This is a genomic window from Streptococcus pseudopneumoniae (assembly GCF_001070815.1).
In the GTDB taxonomy this organism is placed as follows: Bacteria; Bacillota; Bacilli; order Lactobacillales; family Streptococcaceae; genus Streptococcus; species Streptococcus pseudopneumoniae_P.
Window position 1 is genome coordinate 1 of the sequence record NZ_JVLX01000056.1, and the last position, 16,943, is coordinate 16,943.

The 16,943-nt window shown below is 41.5% G+C and carries 19 protein-coding genes, 1 pseudogene and 1 other annotated feature; of the genes and pseudogenes, 17 read left to right on the forward strand and 3 right to left on the reverse strand.

The features are described from left to right. Positions 1 to 112: 112 nt before the first annotated feature. A complete protein-coding gene (locus ADG81_RS06585; protein ID WP_049551265.1) occupies positions 113 to 1,195 on the reverse strand; it encodes a DEAD/DEAH box helicase in 1,083 nt (360 codons plus the stop codon). Then, positions 1,192 to 2,169: a Gfo/Idh/MocA family protein gene (locus ADG81_RS06590; RefSeq protein ID WP_049551266.1), complete on the reverse strand. Its 978-nt coding sequence runs from the start codon at positions 2,167 to 2,169 to the stop codon at positions 1,192 to 1,194. Before ADG81_RS06590 ends, ADG81_RS06585 begins: the two co-directional genes overlap by 4 nt. 141 nt (positions 2,170 to 2,310) lie before the next feature. Between ADG81_RS06590 and ADG81_RS06595 the strand changes: the two genes are divergently transcribed. The 5 genes from ADG81_RS06595 to ADG81_RS06615 all read left to right on the forward strand — a co-directional run bounded on the left by ADG81_RS06595 (position 2,311) and on the right by ADG81_RS06615 (position 4,906). Then, positions 2,311 to 3,015, forward strand: coding sequence for a YoaK family protein (locus tag ADG81_RS06595; protein WP_080978057.1), 705 nt, complete (start codon positions 2,311 to 2,313; stop codon positions 3,013 to 3,015). A gap of 58 nt (positions 3,016 to 3,073) precedes the next feature. After that, positions 3,074 to 3,161: a sequence feature (ribosomal protein L21 leader region), on the forward strand. A 36-nt stretch (positions 3,162 to 3,197) separates the two neighbouring features. Beyond that, positions 3,198 to 3,512 carry a 50S ribosomal protein L21 gene (gene rplU / locus ADG81_RS06600; protein ID WP_000109141.1) on the forward strand — a complete coding sequence of 105 codons (315 nt, stop codon included), beginning with the start codon at positions 3,198 to 3,200 and terminating at the stop codon, positions 3,510 to 3,512. A 15-nt stretch (positions 3,513 to 3,527) separates the two neighbouring features. Beyond that, a complete protein-coding gene (locus tag ADG81_RS06605; protein ID WP_000613699.1) occupies positions 3,528 to 3,872 on the forward strand; it encodes a ribosomal-processing cysteine protease Prp in 345 nt (114 codons plus the stop codon). 16 nt (positions 3,873 to 3,888) lie between these two features. Then, positions 3,889 to 4,182, forward strand: a complete 294-nt coding sequence (rpmA, locus tag ADG81_RS06610) for a 50S ribosomal protein L27 (RefSeq protein ID WP_000916509.1) — start codon at positions 3,889 to 3,891, stop codon at positions 4,180 to 4,182. A gap of 331 nt (positions 4,183 to 4,513) precedes the next feature. Beyond that, positions 4,514 to 4,906: a DUF5301 domain-containing protein gene (locus tag ADG81_RS06615; RefSeq protein ID WP_049551267.1), complete on the forward strand. Its 393-nt coding sequence runs from the start codon at positions 4,514 to 4,516 to the stop codon at positions 4,904 to 4,906. Positions 4,907 to 5,081: 175 nt separating this feature from the next. On the opposite strand, the pseudogene ADG81_RS10075 reads toward ADG81_RS06615, so the two are convergent. Further along, positions 5,082 to 5,156 (reverse strand): annotated as a pseudogene (locus tag ADG81_RS10075) (AraC family transcriptional regulator); the annotation flags it as partial. Here ADG81_RS10075 and ADG81_RS06620 point away from each other — a divergent pair. The 12 genes from ADG81_RS06620 (at position 5,149) to trmFO (ending at position 16,909) form a co-directional block, all read left to right on the forward strand. Further along, the gene (locus ADG81_RS06620) at positions 5,149 to 6,057 is read left to right on the forward strand and encodes a LysR family transcriptional regulator (RefSeq protein WP_049551268.1); all 909 of its coding nucleotides are present in this window, start codon (positions 5,149 to 5,151) and stop codon (positions 6,055 to 6,057) included. The pseudogene ADG81_RS10075 and the gene ADG81_RS06620 sit on opposite strands and share 8 nt — an antisense overlap. Further along, positions 6,054 to 6,515 (forward strand): signal peptidase II, encoded by a 462-nt coding sequence (gene lspA / locus ADG81_RS06625; protein WP_049551269.1) that lies wholly within the window; start codon positions 6,054 to 6,056, stop codon positions 6,513 to 6,515. The genes ADG81_RS06620 and lspA overlap by 4 nt, the downstream gene beginning before the upstream one ends. Next, positions 6,505 to 7,392 (forward strand): RluA family pseudouridine synthase, encoded by an 888-nt coding sequence (locus ADG81_RS06630; RefSeq protein ID WP_049551270.1) that lies wholly within the window; start codon positions 6,505 to 6,507, stop codon positions 7,390 to 7,392. Before lspA ends, ADG81_RS06630 begins: the two co-directional genes overlap by 11 nt. Before the next feature lie 2 nt (positions 7,393 to 7,394). Beyond that, the gene (locus tag ADG81_RS06635; protein WP_049551271.1) at positions 7,395 to 9,290 is read left to right on the forward strand and encodes an MBL fold metallo-hydrolase; all 1,896 of its coding nucleotides are present in this window, start codon (positions 7,395 to 7,397) and stop codon (positions 9,288 to 9,290) included. Between the two features lie 100 nt (positions 9,291 to 9,390). Beyond that, on the forward strand, positions 9,391 to 10,500 hold the full coding sequence (gene proB / locus ADG81_RS06640) for a glutamate 5-kinase (protein WP_049551272.1): 1,110 nt from the start codon (positions 9,391 to 9,393) through the stop codon (positions 10,498 to 10,500). 9 nt (positions 10,501 to 10,509) lie between these two features. Beyond that, positions 10,510 to 11,772 (forward strand): glutamate-5-semialdehyde dehydrogenase, encoded by a 1,263-nt coding sequence (locus ADG81_RS06645; RefSeq protein WP_049551273.1) that lies wholly within the window; start codon positions 10,510 to 10,512, stop codon positions 11,770 to 11,772. Positions 11,773 to 11,775: 3 nt separating this feature from the next. Beyond that, positions 11,776 to 12,573 (forward strand): pyrroline-5-carboxylate reductase, encoded by a 798-nt coding sequence (proC, locus tag ADG81_RS06650; protein ID WP_049551274.1) that lies wholly within the window; start codon positions 11,776 to 11,778, stop codon positions 12,571 to 12,573. 113 nt (positions 12,574 to 12,686) lie between these two features. Further along, positions 12,687 to 13,325 carry a dTMP kinase gene (gene tmk / locus ADG81_RS06655; RefSeq protein WP_049551275.1) on the forward strand — a complete coding sequence of 213 codons (639 nt, stop codon included), beginning with the start codon at positions 12,687 to 12,689 and terminating at the stop codon, positions 13,323 to 13,325. After that, positions 13,322 to 14,212 carry a DNA polymerase III subunit delta' gene (locus ADG81_RS06660; RefSeq protein WP_049551276.1) on the forward strand — a complete coding sequence of 297 codons (891 nt, stop codon included), beginning with the start codon at positions 13,322 to 13,324 and terminating at the stop codon, positions 14,210 to 14,212. Before tmk ends, ADG81_RS06660 begins: the two co-directional genes overlap by 4 nt. 39 nt (positions 14,213 to 14,251) lie before the next feature. Then, positions 14,252 to 14,569: a DNA replication initiation control protein YabA gene (gene yabA, locus ADG81_RS06665; RefSeq protein ID WP_000358227.1), complete on the forward strand. Its 318-nt coding sequence runs from the start codon at positions 14,252 to 14,254 to the stop codon at positions 14,567 to 14,569. Between the two features lie 2 nt (positions 14,570 to 14,571). After that, on the forward strand, positions 14,572 to 15,441 hold the full coding sequence (rsmI, locus tag ADG81_RS06670; RefSeq protein WP_049551277.1) for a 16S rRNA (cytidine(1402)-2'-O)-methyltransferase: 870 nt from the start codon (positions 14,572 to 14,574) through the stop codon (positions 15,439 to 15,441). Positions 15,442 to 15,574: 133 nt separating this feature from the next. After that, positions 15,575 to 16,909 (forward strand): methylenetetrahydrofolate--tRNA-(uracil(54)-C(5))-methyltransferase (FADH(2)-oxidizing) TrmFO, encoded by a 1,335-nt coding sequence (trmFO, locus tag ADG81_RS06675; protein ID WP_049551278.1) that lies wholly within the window; start codon positions 15,575 to 15,577, stop codon positions 16,907 to 16,909. Positions 16,910 to 16,943 lie beyond the last annotated feature (34 nt).

The window sequence follows — 16,943 nt, forward strand, 5'->3', positions numbered from 1 at the left end:
ACAGCCTGCGGCTAGCTTCCTAGTTTGCTCTTTGATTTTCATTGAGTATAAAATTGAAGAATTGTACACAAAAAAGCTCCATACACTGGATGTGCATAGAGCAAAGGGGGCTTTATTTGATATAGAGTTCTTGATTTTTTAGGACAATTTCACGGACACTTGCAAACTTCTTAAGTTTTTTGAGTTCTTCAGGATGGGTTACGAGAGTAATAACATAACCTTCCTTGCCCATACGGCCAGTACGTCCAGCACGGTGAGTGTAGGTTTCGATATCTCTTGGGACATCAAAGTTTACGACACATTCTAGGCTATCGATATCAATTCCACGAGCCAGAAGGTCAGTTGCAAGAAGCAGGGTTAGTTGCTTGTCTTTAAATTTTTCTAAGATGACTTTTCTAAATTTGACATTGACATCACTAGCGAGGGAAACAGCCAAGATATCCCGATACTGTAGTTTTTCTTCTGCACTTCCAAGGTCTGATAGGCTGTTAAAGAAGACAAGACCTCGGAAATCCTCTACATGAGCCAGTTTTCGTAGCATATCCACTCGGTGACGTTGATCTACCAGCATGTAGAAGTGCTGAATGTTGTCCAATTTTTGGTCAGAGAGATCAATGGTAAGTGTGTTAGGTGCAATCTTCTTTTGGTCAAACTTGGTTGTCGCACTCATATAGACAAGTTGGTGGTCACGAGGTGCGTAGTGAGTAATTTTCTCGACAAAGTGTATCTGAGAATCATCGAGCAATTGGTCAAATTCATCTAGTATGATGGTTTCCACATTCATCATCTTGATTTTTTTCAGTTTAATGAGTTCAAAGATACGGCCAGGAGTTCCAATCAGAATTTCTGGTCCTTTTTTTAGGCGTTCAATCTGTCGTTTCTGACTCGAACCTGATAAGAAGAGTTGGGCAGTTAAGCCGATAGCTTCAGCCCACGTTTTACATACATCAAAAATCTGTCCAGCAAGCTCTGTATTTGGTGCTAGAATCAAGAGTTGTTGGGCTTTTTTCTTTTGTAGTCTGAGAAGACTTGGTAGGAGGTAAGCTAGGGTCTTACCAGTTCCTGTTGGACTCACTCCTAGGAGGTTTTCTCCAGCAAGGATAGGATCAAAAAGTTGGGTTTGAATGGGTGTGAATTCTTGGAATCCTAGTTGGTCACTCAGTTCTTGCCATTCAGTAGGTAGTTTGGTTTTCATTTTTCTGCCTCGAATCTAATGCCAGCAGTCTGGCGCATAGTATATAGTAGCTCATGAACTGAACTTGCATCTTCCAGCCAAGTTTGGTAGAGATTCAGATCTGGTTGCTGGATCATGTGTGCAAATGCAGCGACTTCATCAGTCATCGTATGAGGAGCCTGTTGGATAGGGAGTTGGACTTGATTGCCTTGATGGTCGGTAAAAATAGCCGAGCTGACATGTTCGATGGTGTTGAGCGTCAGGGTTCCATCTGTCGTATAAATCTCGCAAGCGAGATTGGAAGTGATGTTTTTCCCGGCCTTGATATGAACTTGAAAGTCAGGATAGAAGAGAATTCCGTCTCCATTTAGGTCAATGCTATTGACAAGCTGTTGCCCTTGATAGGTTGCATCCTGAGCTTTTCCAAAGAGACGAACGGCAGCGTAGAGAGGATAAATCCCCAAATCCATAAGCGCTCCACCAGCAAAACGATCTGAAAAGACATTTGGTGTCTGTCCAGCCAACAAGTTAGGCATTTTGGAAGAATACTTGGCATAGTTGAAATCTGCTCCCAAAATTTGTTTGTCTGCTAAAAAGTTTTTGATGATAGTGAAAGCTTTTTCATGGTAGTTCCGTGCCGCTTCGAATATAAAACAGTGATTTTTCTCAGCGGTATGTCTCAAATCTAGCCATTCTTGTGGCTGAGTGACGGCTGGCTTTTCAAGAATGACATGTTTACCTGCAGACAATGTAGCTTTTGCCTGAGCAAAATGCAAGGAGTTTGGGCTAGCAATATAGACCACATCAAAGGAGTTCTTGAAGAAGTCCTCTACTTTATCAAAGAGTTGGATATTCTGGTAGCGAGAAGCAAAGGTTGCTGCAGTTTCTAGTTTTCTAGAATAGACTGCGACCAGCTTGTATTCTCCACTGGAATGGGCTGCTTCTATGAAGTGGTGGCTGATAGCCCCTGTTCCGATGACACCTAATTTAAGCATAGTTACTCCTTTTCCGATTTCAAATCCTTCTTTCATTATAACATAGATAGGCGGGACTATCCAACAGAGGGTAAAAAATTTCAAATAAGCTACTAGGCCTTTTTCAAAGAAAGTGGTACAATAATGAGATGAGTAAATGAAATGGGAGTGAAAATGAGGTTATTACCTATAAGAAAAATATCACGTCAGTCTAAGAGGCTAGCGCTTTTTTTGACTTTTTGTGCAGGTTATGTAGATGCCTATACTTTTATTGTGCGAGGGAATACTCTTGTAGCTGGACAAACTGGGAATGTAGTCTTTTTATCAGTGGGACTCATTCAACACAATGTGTCAGATGCCAGTGCCAAAGTAATGACCTTACTAGCTTTTATGATGGGAGTCTTTTTATTAACTGTTTATAAGGAAAAATTGAGAATTGTGAAAAAGCCAATTCTGTCACTGATTCCTTTGGCAATCTTATCAATTATTATTGGTTTTGTGCCGCAAACTGTAGATAATATCTATCTAGTACCGCCTTTGGCCTTTTGTATGGGCCTGGTGACAACTGCTTTTGGAGAAGTGTCAGGTATAGCTTATAATAACGCGTTTATGACAGGGAATATTAAACGGACCATGCTGGCTTTTGGAGATTATTTTCGGACCAAGCACACTCCTTTTTTACGTGAAGGGATTATCTTTGTTAGCCTGCTTAGTAGTTTTGTCCTTGGCGTTGTCTTTTCAGCTTATTTGACGATTTTCTATCATGAAAAGACCATTCTTGGTGTTCCTATTATGATGAGCATTTTTTACCTCAGCATGCTTTTTGCCTCGTGGCGGAAAAAAGTAAAAGAAAAAGCTTCATTTTAGGTGTTATTACTTGTAAGAAAATAGGAGATATGCTATACTTGAAGAGTTGACTATGCACGTTCCTGTGCAACCGCACGAACATCGTTGCTTGATTATTCAAGTTTAAGTGGTTTGTCCCACGATGCTAGGCGAGTCTTCACAAAAAAATCGGGGAAACCCATAAAAATCATAGGAGGTGCATAATGAGCACATACGCAATTATCAAAACTGGCGGAAAACAAGTTAAAGTTGAAGTTGGTCAAGCAGTTTACGTTGAAAAATTGAACGTTGAAGCTGGTCAAGAAGTTACTTTTAACGAAGTTGTTCTTGTTGGTGGTGAAAACACTGTTGTCGGAACTCCACTTGTTGCTGGAGCTACTGTAGTTGGAACTGTTGAAAAACAAGGAAAACAAAAGAAAGTTGTTACTTACAAGTACAAACCTAAAAAAGGTAGCCACCGTAAACAAGGTCACCGTCAACCATATACAAAAGTTGTCATCAACGCAATTAACGCTTAATTTTAAGGAGAACACATGATACAAGCAGTCTTTGAGAGAGCCGAAGATGGCGAGCTGAGGAGTGCGGAAATTACTGGACACGCCGAGAGTGGCGAATACGGCTTAGATGTCGTGTGTGCATCGGTTTCTACGCTTGCCATTAACTTTATCAATTCAATTGAGAAATTTGCAGGCTATGAACCAATCCTAGAATTAAACGAAGATGAAGGTGGCTATCTGATGGTTGAAATTCCAAAAGATCTTCCTTCACACCAGAGAGAAATGACCCAGTTATTCTTTGAATCATTTTTCTTAGGTATGGCAAACTTATCGGAGAACTCTTCTGAGTTCGTCCAAACCAGAGTTATCACAGAAAACTAACACGGAGGAAAACATTATGTTAAAAATGACTCTTAACAACTTGCAACTTTTCGCCCACAAAAAAGGTGGAGGTTCTACATCAAACGGACGTGATTCACAAGCGAAACGTCTTGGAGCTAAAGCAGCTGACGGACAAACTGTAACAGGTGGATCAATCCTTTACCGTCAACGTGGTACACACATCTACCCAGGTGTAAACGTTGGACGTGGTGGAGACGATACTTTGTTCGCTAAAGTTGAAGGCGTAGTACGCTTTGAACGTAAAGGACGCGATAAAAAACAAGTTTCTGTTTACCCAATCGCTAAATAAAAAGGTCCAGTGAACCTTTTTATCCCGAGCCTTGAAATCTAAAGGTGAGGAAGCTAGAAGTAGCATAAACTAAGGCTTTCCGAGTTTTCGGAGAGCCTCTTTTTTTGTTTTGATACCCATATTTTAAAAACCAATGTAAGAAGCGAACTTGTCGGCTACTTTGTCTTTTAGATACAATTATAAAATAGTGGAATGTGACCCTTTTACAGTAATGAATGTTATAAGGGAATAAGATATTGTTAAAATTGCTAATATTTGATATAATAATTTTATCTTAGTAAGCTAGCAGAAATATGGAAAGGATGTAAACCTGTATGAAAAAATTATCACTATGATAGTCTGTTCAATCTCATTTCTTGTTCTATCAGCTTGCGTTAGTAACAAAAAACTTATTCTTCCTGAACCTGAAAGTATTTCTGTAATTTCTCTGCAGAAAAAAACCTCTGAAGATGTTAAAACTATCAACAAGAGAGAAGAAATCTCAAAGTTAATTAAGGAGATACAGAAACAGTCCAAATCTACAACTTTTGAGAGTTTCAATGATCAACCGACAAATGTTAAAGATTACATCGTTATCAAGTTTTATCATCAGAATGAGGAAAATGATAGTGTAGCCTATCTATATACTATGAAAGAAAAACAATATATTGAACAACCCTATGTTGGGATTTGGGAGGTAAGTCCAGATATAGCGAATAGGGTTGAAGAAGCTTATTCTAGTTGATTTATAGAATAAAAGAAATTTTTAGAGAGTTTTCTTGTATCATGTTTTAAACGGTAAATCAACAAGATTTGCTGTTTTTATTTGTTTGAAATAAAATGAGGACTGAAAAAAGATATCATTCTAATTCTTGTATTGGGGTATTAGAGTATTCGATTAGACTTGAAAATTTCCAGACTTTTTTCCTTTTTGGAAAACTTCTAAAATATGGTATAATGAAAAGATAAAGAAGTTGGGGGTAGAAGATGAACATTCAACAATTACGCTATGTTGTGGCTATTGCGAATAGCGGTACTTTTCGTGAAGCTGCTGAAAAGATGTATGTTAGTCAGCCGAGTCTGTCTATTTCTGTTCGTGATTTGGAAAAAGAGTTGGGCTTTAAGATTTTCCGTCGGACCAGCTCAGGGACTTTCTTGACTCGTCGTGGTATGGAATTTTATGAAAAAGCGCAAGAATTGGTTAAAGGATTTGATATTTTTCAAAATCAGTATGCCAATCCTGAGGAAGAAAAGGATGAATTTTCCATTGCTAGTCAGCACTATGACTTCTTGCCACCAACCATTACGGCCTTTTCAGAGCGCTATCCTGATTATAAGAACTTTCGTATTTTTGAATCAACTACTGTTCAAATTTTAGATGAAGTAGCGCAAGGGCATAGTGAGATTGGGATTATCTACCTCAACAATCAAAATAAAAAAGGTATTATGCAACGGGTTGAAAAGCTAGGTCTGGAGGTCATTGAATTGATTTCCTTCCATACCCACATTTATCTCCGCGAGGGGCATCCTTTGGCTCAGAAAGAGGAATTGGTTATGGAGGATTTATCTGATCTACCAACGGTTCGTTTCACTCAAGAGAAAGATGAGTACCTTTATTATTCAGAGAACTTTGTTGATACCAGTGCGAGCTCACAGATGTTCAATGTGACAGACCGTGCTACCTTGAATGGTATTTTGGAGCGGACGGACGCCTATGCGACAGGTTCTGGATTTTTAGATAGTGACAGTGTTAATGGCATTACAGTTATTCGTCTCAAGGATAACCTAGATAATCGCATGGTCTATGTTAAACGTGAAGAGGTGGAGCTTAGTCAAGCTGGGACTCTTTTCGTAGAAGTCATGCAAGAATATTTTGATCAGAAGAGGAAATCATGAAAAAAAGAGGAATAGTGGCAGTCATTGTATTGCTTTTGATTGCGCTGGATCAGTTAGTTAAATCCTATATCGTCCAGCAGATTCCACTGGGTGAAGTGCGCTCTTGGATTCCCAATTTCGTTAGCTTGACCTACCTGCAAAATCGAGGGGCAGCCTTCTCCATGTTACAAGACCAGCAGTGGTTATTTGCTATCATTACACTTGTCGTTATGGTAGGTGCCATTTGGTATCTACATAAGCACATGGAGGACTCACTCTGGATGGTCTTGGGTTTGACCTTGATTATCGCAGGTGGTCTTGGGAACTTTATTGACAGGATAAGTCAGGGCTTTGTTGTGGATATGTTCCACCTTGACTTTATCAACTTTGCAATTTTCAATGTGGCAGATAGCTATCTGACGGTTGGAGTGATTATTTTATTGATTGCAATGCTAAAAGAGGAAATAAATGGAAATTAAAATTGAAACTGGTGGCCTGCGTTTGGATAAGGCTTTGTCGGATTTGACAGAATTATCACGCAGTCTCGCAAATGAACAAATCAAATCAGGCCAGGTCTTGGTCAATGGCCAAGTCAAGAAAGCTAAATACACAGTTCAAGAGGGCGATGTCGTCACTTACCATGTGCCAGAACCAGAGGTTTTAGAGTATGTGGCTGAGAATCTTCCGCTAGATATCATCTACCAAGATGAGGATGTGGCCGTCGTTAACAAGCCTCAGGGAATGGTTGTGCATCCTAGTGCTGGTCATACTAGTGGAACTTTGGTCAATGCCCTCATGTATCATATTAAGGACTTGTCGGGTATCAATGGGGTTCTACGCCCAGGAATTGTTCATCGTATTGATAAGGATACGTCTGGCCTTCTCATGATTGCTAAAAACGATGAGGCGCATCTAGCACTTGCCCAAGAACTCAAGGATAAAAAGTCTCTCCGCAAATATTGGGCTATTGTTCATGGAAATCTGCCTAATGATCGTGGTGTGATTGAAGCTCCGATTGGCCGTAGTGAAAAAGACCGTAAGAAACAGGCTGTGACTGCTAAAGGGAAGCCTGCAGTGACCCGTTTCCACGTCTTAGAACGTTTTGGTGATTACAGCTTGGTAGAGTTGCAGCTAGAGACAGGACGCACTCATCAAATCCGTGTTCACATGGCTTATATTGGCCATCCAGTCGCTGGTGATGAGGTCTATGGTCCTCGCAAGACTTTGAAAGGACATGGACAATTTCTCCATGCCAAGACTCTAGGCTTTACCCATCCGAGAACAGGTGAGACCATGGAATTTATAGCAGATATCCCAGAGATTTTTAAGGAAACATTGGAGAGATTGAGAAAGTAAGAATGAAAAAGAAATTAACTAGTTTAGCACTTGCAGGTGCTTTTTTATGCTTGTCATTTCATGGGAATGTTCAAGCTCAAGAAAGTTCAGGAAATAAAATCCACTTTATAAATGTTCAGGAAGGTGGCAGTGATGCGATCATTCTTGAAAGTAATGGACATTTTGCCATGGTGGATACAGGAGAAGATTATGATTTCCCAGATGGAAGTGATTCTCGTTACCCATGGAGAGAAGGAATTGAAACATCTTATAAGCATGTTCTGACAGATCGTGTTTCGCGACATTTAAAGGAATTGGGTGTCCAAAAACTTGATTTTATTTTGGTAACCCATACCCATAGTGACCATATTGGAAACGTTGATGAGTTACTGCAAACCTATCCAGTTGGTCGTATCTACATGAAAAAATACTCTGATAGTCGGATTACAACACCAACTCATCTATGGGATAATCTGTATGGCTATGATAAGGTTTTACAGACTGCTGCAGAAAAAGGTGTTTCAGTTATTCAAAACATTACACAAGGAGATGCTCATTTTCAGTTTGGGGACATGGATATTCAACTCTATAACTATGAAAATGAAACTGATTCATCAGGTGAATTAAAGAAAATTTGGGATGACAATTCTAATTCTTTGATTAGTGTAGTGAAAGTCAATGGTAAGAAAATTTACCTCGGAGGAGATTTGGATAATGCTCATGGAGCAGAAGACAAGTATGGTCCTCTCATTGGAAAAGTTGATTTGATGAAGTTTAATCATCATTTAGATACAAAAAATTCTAATACAAAAAATTTTATAAGAAATTTGTCTCCTGAGATAATTGTTCAAACTTCCTCCTCACCAATTGGTTCGTATGATAGCGGTAAAGAAATAAATAGGGAATATATTAGCTGGATTGAATCAATGGGAATTCAACATATAAACGCAGCCAGCAAAGACTATGATGCGACAGTTTTTGATATTCGACAAGATGGTTTTGTCAATATTTCAACCTCCTACAAGCCGATTCCAAGTTTTCAAGCTGGTTGGCATAAGAGTGCTTATGGAAACTGGTGGTATCAAGCACCTGATTCTACAGGAGAGTATGCTGTCGGTTGGAATGAAATCGAAGGTGAATGGTACTATTTTAATCAAAGGGGAATCCTGTTATATAATCAATGGAAAAAATGGAACAATCGTTGGTTTTATTTGACAGACTCTGGTGTTGCTGCAAAAAATTGGAAGAAAATCGATGGAAGCTGGTATTATTTCAACAAAGAAAATCAGATGGAAATTGGTTGGATTCAAGATAAAGAACAGTGGTATTATTTGGATTTTGATGGCTCTATGAAGACAGGTTGGCTTCAATATAAGGGGCAATGGTATTACTTTACCCAATCAGGAGAAATGAAAACGGGCTGGGTAAAAGATAAAGAAACCTGGTACTATATGGATTCTACTGGTATCATGAAGACAGGCGAGATAGAAGTTTCTGGGCATCATTACTATCTAGAAGATTCAGGAGCTATGAAGCAAGGTTGGCTTAAAAAGGCAAACGATTGGTACTTCTACAAGGCAGACGGTTCACGAGCTGTGGGTTGGATCAAAGACAAGGATAAATGGTACTTCTTGAAAGACAATGGTCAATTACTTGTAAATGGCAAGACACCAGAAGGCTATACTGTTGATTCAAGTGGTGCCTGGTTAGTGGATGTTCCTGTAGAGAAATCCGCTACAACTAAAGTTACAAGTAATTCAGAGACAAAAGAATCCAGTGAAGTAGTGAAAAAAGATCTTGAAAATAAAGTAACGACTCAGAACGAAAGTGTTACAAGTTCTTCAACTAGTCAAGATTTGACTTCAGTAATTTCGCAAAGCTCTGAAACGAGTGCAAACAAATCGGAATCAGAACAGTAGTAAAAAAGAAGGTTTTAGGGCCTTCTTTTTCCTATCAATTCTTTTCTATTTCCTGTTATTCATGTTATAATGGATAAATATGAAGAATCGGAGTGAGACTATGAAATACAAACGGATTGTCTTTAAGGTGGGAACTTCTTCTCTGACAAATGAGGATGGAAGTTTATCACGTAGTAAGGTAAAGGCTATTACCCAGCAGTTGGCTATGTTGCACGAGGCTGGTCATGAGTTGATTTTGGTATCGTCAGGTGCCATTGCGGCTGGTTTTGGAGCCTTAGGATTTAAAAAGCGTCCGACTAAGATTGCTGATAAACAGGCTTCAGCAGCGGTAGGGCAGGGGCTTTTGTTGGAAGAATACACGACCAATCTTCTCTTGCGCCAAATCGTTTCTGCGCAAATCTTGCTGACTCAGGACGACTTTGTGGATAAGCGCCGTTATAAAAATGCCTATCAGGCTTTGTCAGTTCTACTTAGCCGTGGGGCGATTCCTATCATCAACGAGAATGACAGTGTCGTCATTGATGAGCTCAAGGTTGGGGACAATGATACTCTGAGTGCCCAGGTAGCGGCCATGGTCCAAGCAGACCTTTTGGTTCTCTTGACAGATGTGGACGGTCTCTATACTGGAAATCCTAATTCAGATCCAAGAGCCAAACGCTTGGAGCGAATCGAGACCATCAATCGTGAGATTATCGATATGGCTGGTGGAGCTGGTTCTTCAAATGGAACTGGGGGCATGCTAACCAAAATCAAGGCTGCAACTATCGCGACAGAATCAGGGGTTCCTGTTTATATTTGCTCATCCTTGAAGGCGGATGCCATGATGGAGGCAGCTGAGGAGACCAAGGATGGTTCCTACTTTGTTGCGCAAGAGAAGGGACTTCGTACCCAGAAACAATGGCTGGCTTTCTATGCTCAGAGTCAGGGTTCTATTTGGGTTGATAAAGGGGCTACTGAAGCTCTCTCTCAACATGGAAAGAGTCTTCTCCTATCTGGTGTAGTTGACGCAGAAGGGGCCTTTTCTTACGGTGATATCGTGACAGTATTTGACAAGGAAAGTGGAAAATCACTTGGAAAAGGACGCGTGCAATTTGGAGCATCTGCTTTGGAGGATATGTTGCGTTCTCAAAAAGCCAAGGGTGTCTTGATTCACCGTGATGACTGGATTTCCATTACTCCTGAAATCCAACTGCTCTTTACAGAATTTTAGAGGTAAATTATGGTAAGTACACAAGAACAATTTGAACAGGTACAGGCTGTTAAAAAATCGATCAACACAGCTAGTGAAGACGTAAAAAACCAAGCCTTGCTAGCCATGGCTGATCACTTAGTGGCTGCTACTGAGGAGATTTTAGCAGCCAATGCCCTCGATATGGTAGCGGCCAAGGGGAAAATCTCAGATGTGATGCTGGATCGTCTTTATTTGGATGCAGGGCGTATAGAAGCGATGGCAACTGGAATTCGTGAAGTGGTTGCTTTACCAGATCCAATCGGTGAAGTCTTAGAAACAAGTCAGCTCGAAAATGGCTTGGTTATCACCAAGAAACGGGTGGCTATGGGTGTTGTCGGTATTATCTATGAAAGCCGTCCAAATGTGACTTCTGACGCGGCTGCTTTGGCTCTCAAGAGTGGAAATGCAGTTGTTCTTCGTAGTGGGAAGGATGCCTACCAAACAGCTCATGCCATTGTCACAGCCTTGAAGAAGGGCCTAGAGACAACGACCATTCACCCAGATGTAATTCAACTAGTGGAAGATACTAGCCGTGAAAGCAGCTATGCCATGATGAAGGCCAAGGGGTATCTAGACCTGCTTATTCCTCGTGGGGGGGCTGGTTTGATCAATGCCGTGGTTGAGAATGCTATTGTGCCTGTTATCGAGACAGGAACTGGGATTGTCCATGTTTATGTCGATAAGGATGCGGATGAAGATAAGGCTCTATCGATCATCAACAATGCTAAAACCAGTCGCCCTTCTGTCTGCAATGCCATGGAGGTTCTGCTGGTTCATGAAGACAAGGCAGCAAGCTTCCTTCCTCGTTTGGAGCAGGTGCTAGTTGCAGATCGAAAAGAAGCTGGACTGGAACCAATTCAATTACGCTTGGATAGCAAAGCAAGCCAGTTTGTTTCTGGTCAAGCGGCTGAAGCTCAAGACTTTGACACCGAGTTTTTGGACTATGTATTAGCTGTTAAGGTTGTGAGCAGTTTAGAAGAAGCGGTTGAGCATATTGAAGCCCACAGTACCCATCATTCGGATGCCATTGTGACTGAAAATGCTGAGGCTGCAGCTTACTTTACAGATCAAGTGGACTCTGCAGCGGTTTATGTCAATGCCTCAACTCGTTTTACCGATGGTGGCCAATTTGGTCTTGGTTGTGAAATGGGGATTTCTACTCAGAAACTGCACGCGCGTGGTCCAATGGGATTAAAAGAATTGACTAGCTACAAGTATGTGGTTACTGGTGACGGACAGATAAGGGAGTAAGAGATGAAGATTGGATTTATCGGTTTGGGGAATATGGGTGCTAGCTTGGCAAAGTCTGTCTTGCAGGCTAGACCGTCAGATGAGATTCTCCTTGCCAATCGTAGCCAAGCCAAGGTGGATGCTTTCATTACCGACTTTGGCGGTCAAGCTTCTAGCAATGAAGAAATCTTTGCAGAAGCAGACGTGATTTTTCTAGGAGTTAAGCCTGCTCAGTTCTCAGACTTGCTTTCTCAATATCAGACCATTCTTGAAAAAAGAGAGAGTCTTCTTTTGATTTCGATGGCAGCTGGATTGACTTTAGAAAAACTAGCAAGTCTTATCCCGAGTCAACACCGAATTATTCGTATGATGCCAAATACCCCTGCTTCTATCGGCCAAGGAGTGATTAGTTATGCCTTGTCTCCTAATTGCAGGGCTGAGGACAGTGAGCTCTTTTGTCAGCTATTAGCCAAGGCAGGTCTCTTGGTGGAACTAGGAGAAGGCTTAATCGATGCAGCGACAGGTCTTGCAGGTTGTGGACCAGCCTTTGTCTATCTTTTTATCGAGGCTTTGGCAGATGCGGGTGTTCAGACTGGATTGCCACGAGAAACAGCATTGAAAATGGCAGCTCAAACTGTGGTAGGAGCTGGACAATTGGTCCTAGAAACCCAAGAGCATCCTGGGGTCTTGAAAGATCAAGTTTGTAGCCCAGGCGGTTCGACTATCGCTGGTGTAGCGAGCTTAGAAGCGCATGCTTTTCGAGGAACGGTTATGGAGGCAGTTGGTCAAGCCTATAAACGAACACAAGAATTAGGTAAATAAGAGGTGGCTTTGACTGCCTCTTTTATGGTGCATGAAATGAGAAGACAAAAAGATTGTCACAAACCCCTATTTTTTTGATAGAATAGAAGTAGTAAAAAAGAAATGAGTTAGACATGTCAAAAGGATTTTTAGTCTCTCTTGAGGGACCAGAGGGAGCAGGCAAGACCAGTGTTTTAGAGGCTCTACTCCCAATTTTAGAGGAAAAAGGAGTAGAGGTGCTGACGACCCGTGAGCCAGGCGGAGTCTTGATTGGGGAGAAGATTCGGGAAGTGATTTTGGATCCAAGTCATACTCAGATGGATCCTAAAACAGAACTCCTTCTCTATATTGCCAGTCGTAGACAGCATTTGGTGGAAAAAGTTCTCCCAGCACTTGACGCTGGTAAGTTGGTCATTATGGACCGCTTCATCGATAGTTCCATTGCTTATCAGGGATTTGGCCGTGGCTTGGATATAGATGCCATTGACTGGCTCAATCAGTTTGCGACAGATGGCCTCAAACCTGATTTGACCCTTTATTTTGACATTGAGGTGGAAGAGGGACTGGCTCGCATTGCTGCTAATAGTGACCGTGAGGTCAATCGCTTGGACTTGGAAGGGTTGGACTTGCACAAAAAAGTTCGTCAAGGCTATCTTTCTCTTCTTGACAAAGAAGGAAATCGCATTGTCAAGATTGATGCCAGTCTCCCTTTGGAACAAGTTGTGGAAACTACCAAGGATATCTTGTTTGATAGAATGGGCTTGGCTAAATGAAACAAGAAGAATTAAAGGCTTGGCAACCAGACCAGTTTGACCGCTTTGTCCGTATACTAGAACAAGACCAGCTCAATCACGCCTATCTCTTTTCAGGTTTCTTTGGAAGCTTGGAAATGGCGCAGTTTTTGGCTAAGAGCCTCTTTTGTACGGATAAAGTAGGCGTTTTACCATGTGAGAAATGCCGAAATTGTAAGCTGATTGAACAGGAAGAGTTTCCAGATGTTACCTTGATTAAACCTGTCAATCAGGTCATCAAGACAGAACGCATTCGGGAATTGGTGGGGCAGTTTTCTCAAGCAGGGATTGAAAGCCAACAACAGATTTTTATTATCGAGCAAGCTGAGAAAATGCATCCCAACGCAGCTAACTCTCTGCTCAAGGTCATCGAGGAACCCCAGAGTGAGGTTTATATTTTCTTCTTGACCAGCGATGAGGAAAAGATGTTACCGACCATCCGTAGTCGGACCCAGATTTTCCATTTTAAAAAGCAAGAAGAAAAACTCATATTGCTCTTAGAACAAATGGGACTGGTTAAGAAAAAAGCGACTCTCTTAGCTCAGTTTAGTCAATCGCGAATTGAAGCTGAAAAGTTGGCTAATCAGGCAAGTTTTTGGACCTTGGTCGATGAAAGTGAACGCCTGCTGACCTGGTTATTAGCTAAGAAAAAAGAAAGTTATCTGCAGGTTGCTAAATTAGCCAACTTGGCAGATGACAAGGAAAAACAAGATCAGGTCTTACGGATTCTAGAAGTCCTCTGTGGGCAGGACCTTCTGCAAGCAAGAGTAAGGGTGATTCTACAAGATTTGTTAGAAGCCAGAAAAATGTGGCAGGCTAATGTTAGTTTTCAAAATGCCATGGAATATCTGGTCTTAAAAGAAATGTAAACTCAAAAATGAACGATAAAGAAAGGAAAGGGCTGGTTTATGGACAAAAAAGAATTATTTGACGCGCTGGATGATTTTTCCCAACAATTATTGGTGACCTTGGCCGATGTGGAAGCCATCAAGAAAAATCTCAAGAGCCTGGTAGAGGAAAATACAGCTCTTCGCTTGGAAAATAGCAAGTTGCGCGAACGCTTAGGTGAGGTGGAAGCAGATGCTCCAGTCAAGGCCAAACATGTTCGTGAAAGTGTTCGTCGCATTTATAAAGACGGATTTCACGTATGTAATGATTTTTATGGGCAACGTCGAGAACAGGACGAGGAATGTATGTTCTGTGACGAGTTGTTATACAGGGAGTAAGCATGCAGATTCAAAAAAGTTTTAAGGGGCAGTCTCCCTATGGCAAGCTTTATCTAGTGGCAACGCCGATTGGCAATCTAGATGATATGACTTTTCGCGCCATCCAGACCTTGAAAGAAGTGGATTGGATTGCGGCTGAGGACACGCGCAATACAGGTCTTTTGCTCAAGCATTTTGACATTTCGACCAAGCAGATCAGTTTTCATGAGCACAATGCAAAGGAAAAAATTCCTGATTTGATTGGTTTCTTGAAAGCAGGACAAAGTATTGCTCAGGTATCCGATGCGGGTTTGCCTAGTATCTCAGACCCTGGTCATGATTTGGTCAAGGCAGCTATTGAGGAAGAAATTGCAGTTGTCACAGTTCCAGGAGCCTCTGCAGGGATTTCTGCCTTGATTGCCAGTGGTTTGGCGCCACAGCCCCATATCTTTTACGGCTTTTTACCCAGAAAATCAGGCCAGCAAAAGCAATTTTTCAATTCAAAAAAAGATTATCCTGAAACTCAGATTTTCTATGAATCGCCTCATCGTGTGGCAGATACATTGGAAAATATGTTAGAAGTCTACGGTGACCGCTCGGTCGTCTTGGTCAGAGAATTGACCAAAATCTATGAAGAATACCAACGAGGAAAGATTTCTGAATTGCTGGAAGGCATCTCTGAAACGCCACTTAAGGGAGAATGCCTTCTCATCGTTGAAGGTGCCAGTCAGGATGTGGAGGAAAAAGACGAGGAGGACTTGTTCTTAGAAATTCAAACCCGCATCCAGCAAGGTGTGAAGAAAAATCAAGCTATTAAGGAAGTCGCTAAGATTTACCAGTGGAATAAGAGCCAGCTTTACGCTGCCTATCACGATTGGGAAGAAAATGACTAAACAGGGAAGTTTGCCTTCTTCCCTTTTTTTGTTATACTAGTAGAAGAAAAAATAGAAAGATTTGTGGGTGTTAAACAAGCCAGTGCCTTGTTTTGATATGAACTTAGGTTCCACCCAAAGAGGTATTAGTGTCGTGTCTCAATCTTATATCAATGTTATCGGTGCTGGTTTGGCAGGTTCTGAAGCAGCCTACCAAATCGCAGAGCGTGGTATTCCAGTTAAACTTTATGAAATGCGTGGTGTCAAGTCAACACCTCAACACAAAACAAACAATTTTGCAGAGTTAGTTTGTTCCAATTCCTTGCGTGGGGATGCTTTGACAAATGCCGTTGGACTCCTCAAGGAAGAAATGCGTCGCTTGGGTTCTGTTATCTTGGAATCTGCTGAGGCTACACGTGTTCCTGCGGGTGGGGCTCTTGCGGTAGACCGTGATGGTTTCTCTCAAATGGTGACTGAAAAAGTGACCAACCATCCCTTGATTGAAGTGGTTCGTGATGAAATTACAGAATTGCCAACGGACGTTATTACTGTGGTCGCTACTGGTCCTTTGACTAGCGATGCCCTGGCTGAGAAGATTCATGCCCTTAATGACGGCGATGGATTCTATTTCTACGATGCGGCAGCGCCTATTATCGATGTCAACACTATCGATATGAGCAAGGTCTATCTCAAGTCTCGTTATGATAAGGGAGAGGCAGCCTACCTCAACGCGCCTATGACTAAGCAAGAGTTTATGGATTTCCATGAAGCCTTGGTCAATGCGGAGGAAGCACCGCTCAATTCTTTTGAAAAAGAAAAGTACTTTGAAGGATGTATGCCTATCGAAGTCATGGCTAAACGTGGTATTAAAACTATGCTTTATGGTCCTATGAAGCCAGTCGGGCTTGAGTATCCAGACGATTACACAGGACCTCGTGATGGCGAATTCAAAACACCTTACGCGGTTGTTCAACTTCGTCAGGACAATGCGGCTGGTAGTCTCTACAATATCGTTGGTTTCCAGACCCACCTCAAATGGGGAGAACAAAAGCGTGTTTTCCAAATGATTCCAGGTCTTGAAAATGCGGAGTTTGTTCGTTATGGTGTCATGCACCGCAATTCTTATATGGATTCACCAAATCTTTTGGAACAGACCTATCGTTCTAAGAAACAACCAAATCTCTTCTTTGCTGGTCAGATGACAGGTGTGGAAGGATATGTTGAATCAGCAGCGTCAGGCTTAGTTGCGGGGATTAATGCCGCTCGTCTTTTCAAGGGAGAAAGCGAGGCTATTTTCCCAGAGACGACGGCTATCGGAAGCTTAGCTCATTACATAACCCATGCTGACAGCAAACATTTCCAACCAATGAATGTCAATTTCGGTATTATCAAGGAGTTGGAAGGCGAGCGTATCCGTGACAAGAAGGCTCGTTATGAAAAAATTGCAGAGCGTGCCCTTAACGATTTAGAGGAATTTTTGACGGTCTAATTTTTTTCAAAGAATTGCTCATGATACTATAAAA

Excerpts from the sequence above, each read along its gene's own strand:
- lspA (WP_049551269.1), top strand. The coding sequence starts at position 6,054 with ATGAAAAAAAGAGGAATAGTGGCAGTCATTGTATTGCTTTTGATTGCG.
- ADG81_RS06590 (WP_049551266.1), bottom strand. The coding sequence starts at position 2,169 with ATGCTTAAATTAGGTGTCATCGGAACAGGGGCTATCAGCCACCACTTC.
- ADG81_RS06620 (WP_049551268.1), top strand. The coding sequence starts at position 5,149 with ATGAACATTCAACAATTACGCTATGTTGTGGCTATTGCGAATAGCGGT.
- tmk (WP_049551275.1), top strand. The coding sequence starts at position 12,687 with ATGTCAAAAGGATTTTTAGTCTCTCTTGAGGGACCAGAGGGAGCAGGC.
- ADG81_RS06660 (WP_049551276.1), top strand. The coding sequence starts at position 13,322 with ATGAAACAAGAAGAATTAAAGGCTTGGCAACCAGACCAGTTTGACCGC.
- rsmI (WP_049551277.1), top strand. The coding sequence starts at position 14,572 with ATGCAGATTCAAAAAAGTTTTAAGGGGCAGTCTCCCTATGGCAAGCTT.
- ADG81_RS06585 (WP_049551265.1), bottom strand. The coding sequence starts at position 1,195 with ATGAAAACCAAACTACCTACTGAATGGCAAGAACTGAGTGACCAACTA.
- ADG81_RS06645 (WP_049551273.1), top strand. The coding sequence starts at position 10,510 with ATGGTAAGTACACAAGAACAATTTGAACAGGTACAGGCTGTTAAAAAA.
- rplU (WP_000109141.1), top strand. The coding sequence starts at position 3,198 with ATGAGCACATACGCAATTATCAAAACTGGCGGAAAACAAGTTAAAGTT.
- rpmA (WP_000916509.1), top strand. The coding sequence starts at position 3,889 with ATGTTAAAAATGACTCTTAACAACTTGCAACTTTTCGCCCACAAAAAA.
- ADG81_RS06595 (WP_080978057.1), top strand. The coding sequence starts at position 2,311 with ATGGGAGTGAAAATGAGGTTATTACCTATAAGAAAAATATCACGTCAG.
- proB (WP_049551272.1), top strand. The coding sequence starts at position 9,391 with ATGAAATACAAACGGATTGTCTTTAAGGTGGGAACTTCTTCTCTGACA.
- ADG81_RS06630 (WP_049551270.1), top strand. The coding sequence starts at position 6,505 with ATGGAAATTAAAATTGAAACTGGTGGCCTGCGTTTGGATAAGGCTTTG.
- ADG81_RS06635 (WP_049551271.1), top strand. The coding sequence starts at position 7,395 with ATGAAAAAGAAATTAACTAGTTTAGCACTTGCAGGTGCTTTTTTATGC.
- ADG81_RS06615 (WP_049551267.1), top strand. The coding sequence starts at position 4,514 with ATGATAGTCTGTTCAATCTCATTTCTTGTTCTATCAGCTTGCGTTAGT.
- yabA (WP_000358227.1), top strand. The coding sequence starts at position 14,252 with ATGGACAAAAAAGAATTATTTGACGCGCTGGATGATTTTTCCCAACAA.
- ADG81_RS06605 (WP_000613699.1), top strand. The coding sequence starts at position 3,528 with ATGATACAAGCAGTCTTTGAGAGAGCCGAAGATGGCGAGCTGAGGAGT.
- proC (WP_049551274.1), top strand. The coding sequence starts at position 11,776 with ATGAAGATTGGATTTATCGGTTTGGGGAATATGGGTGCTAGCTTGGCA.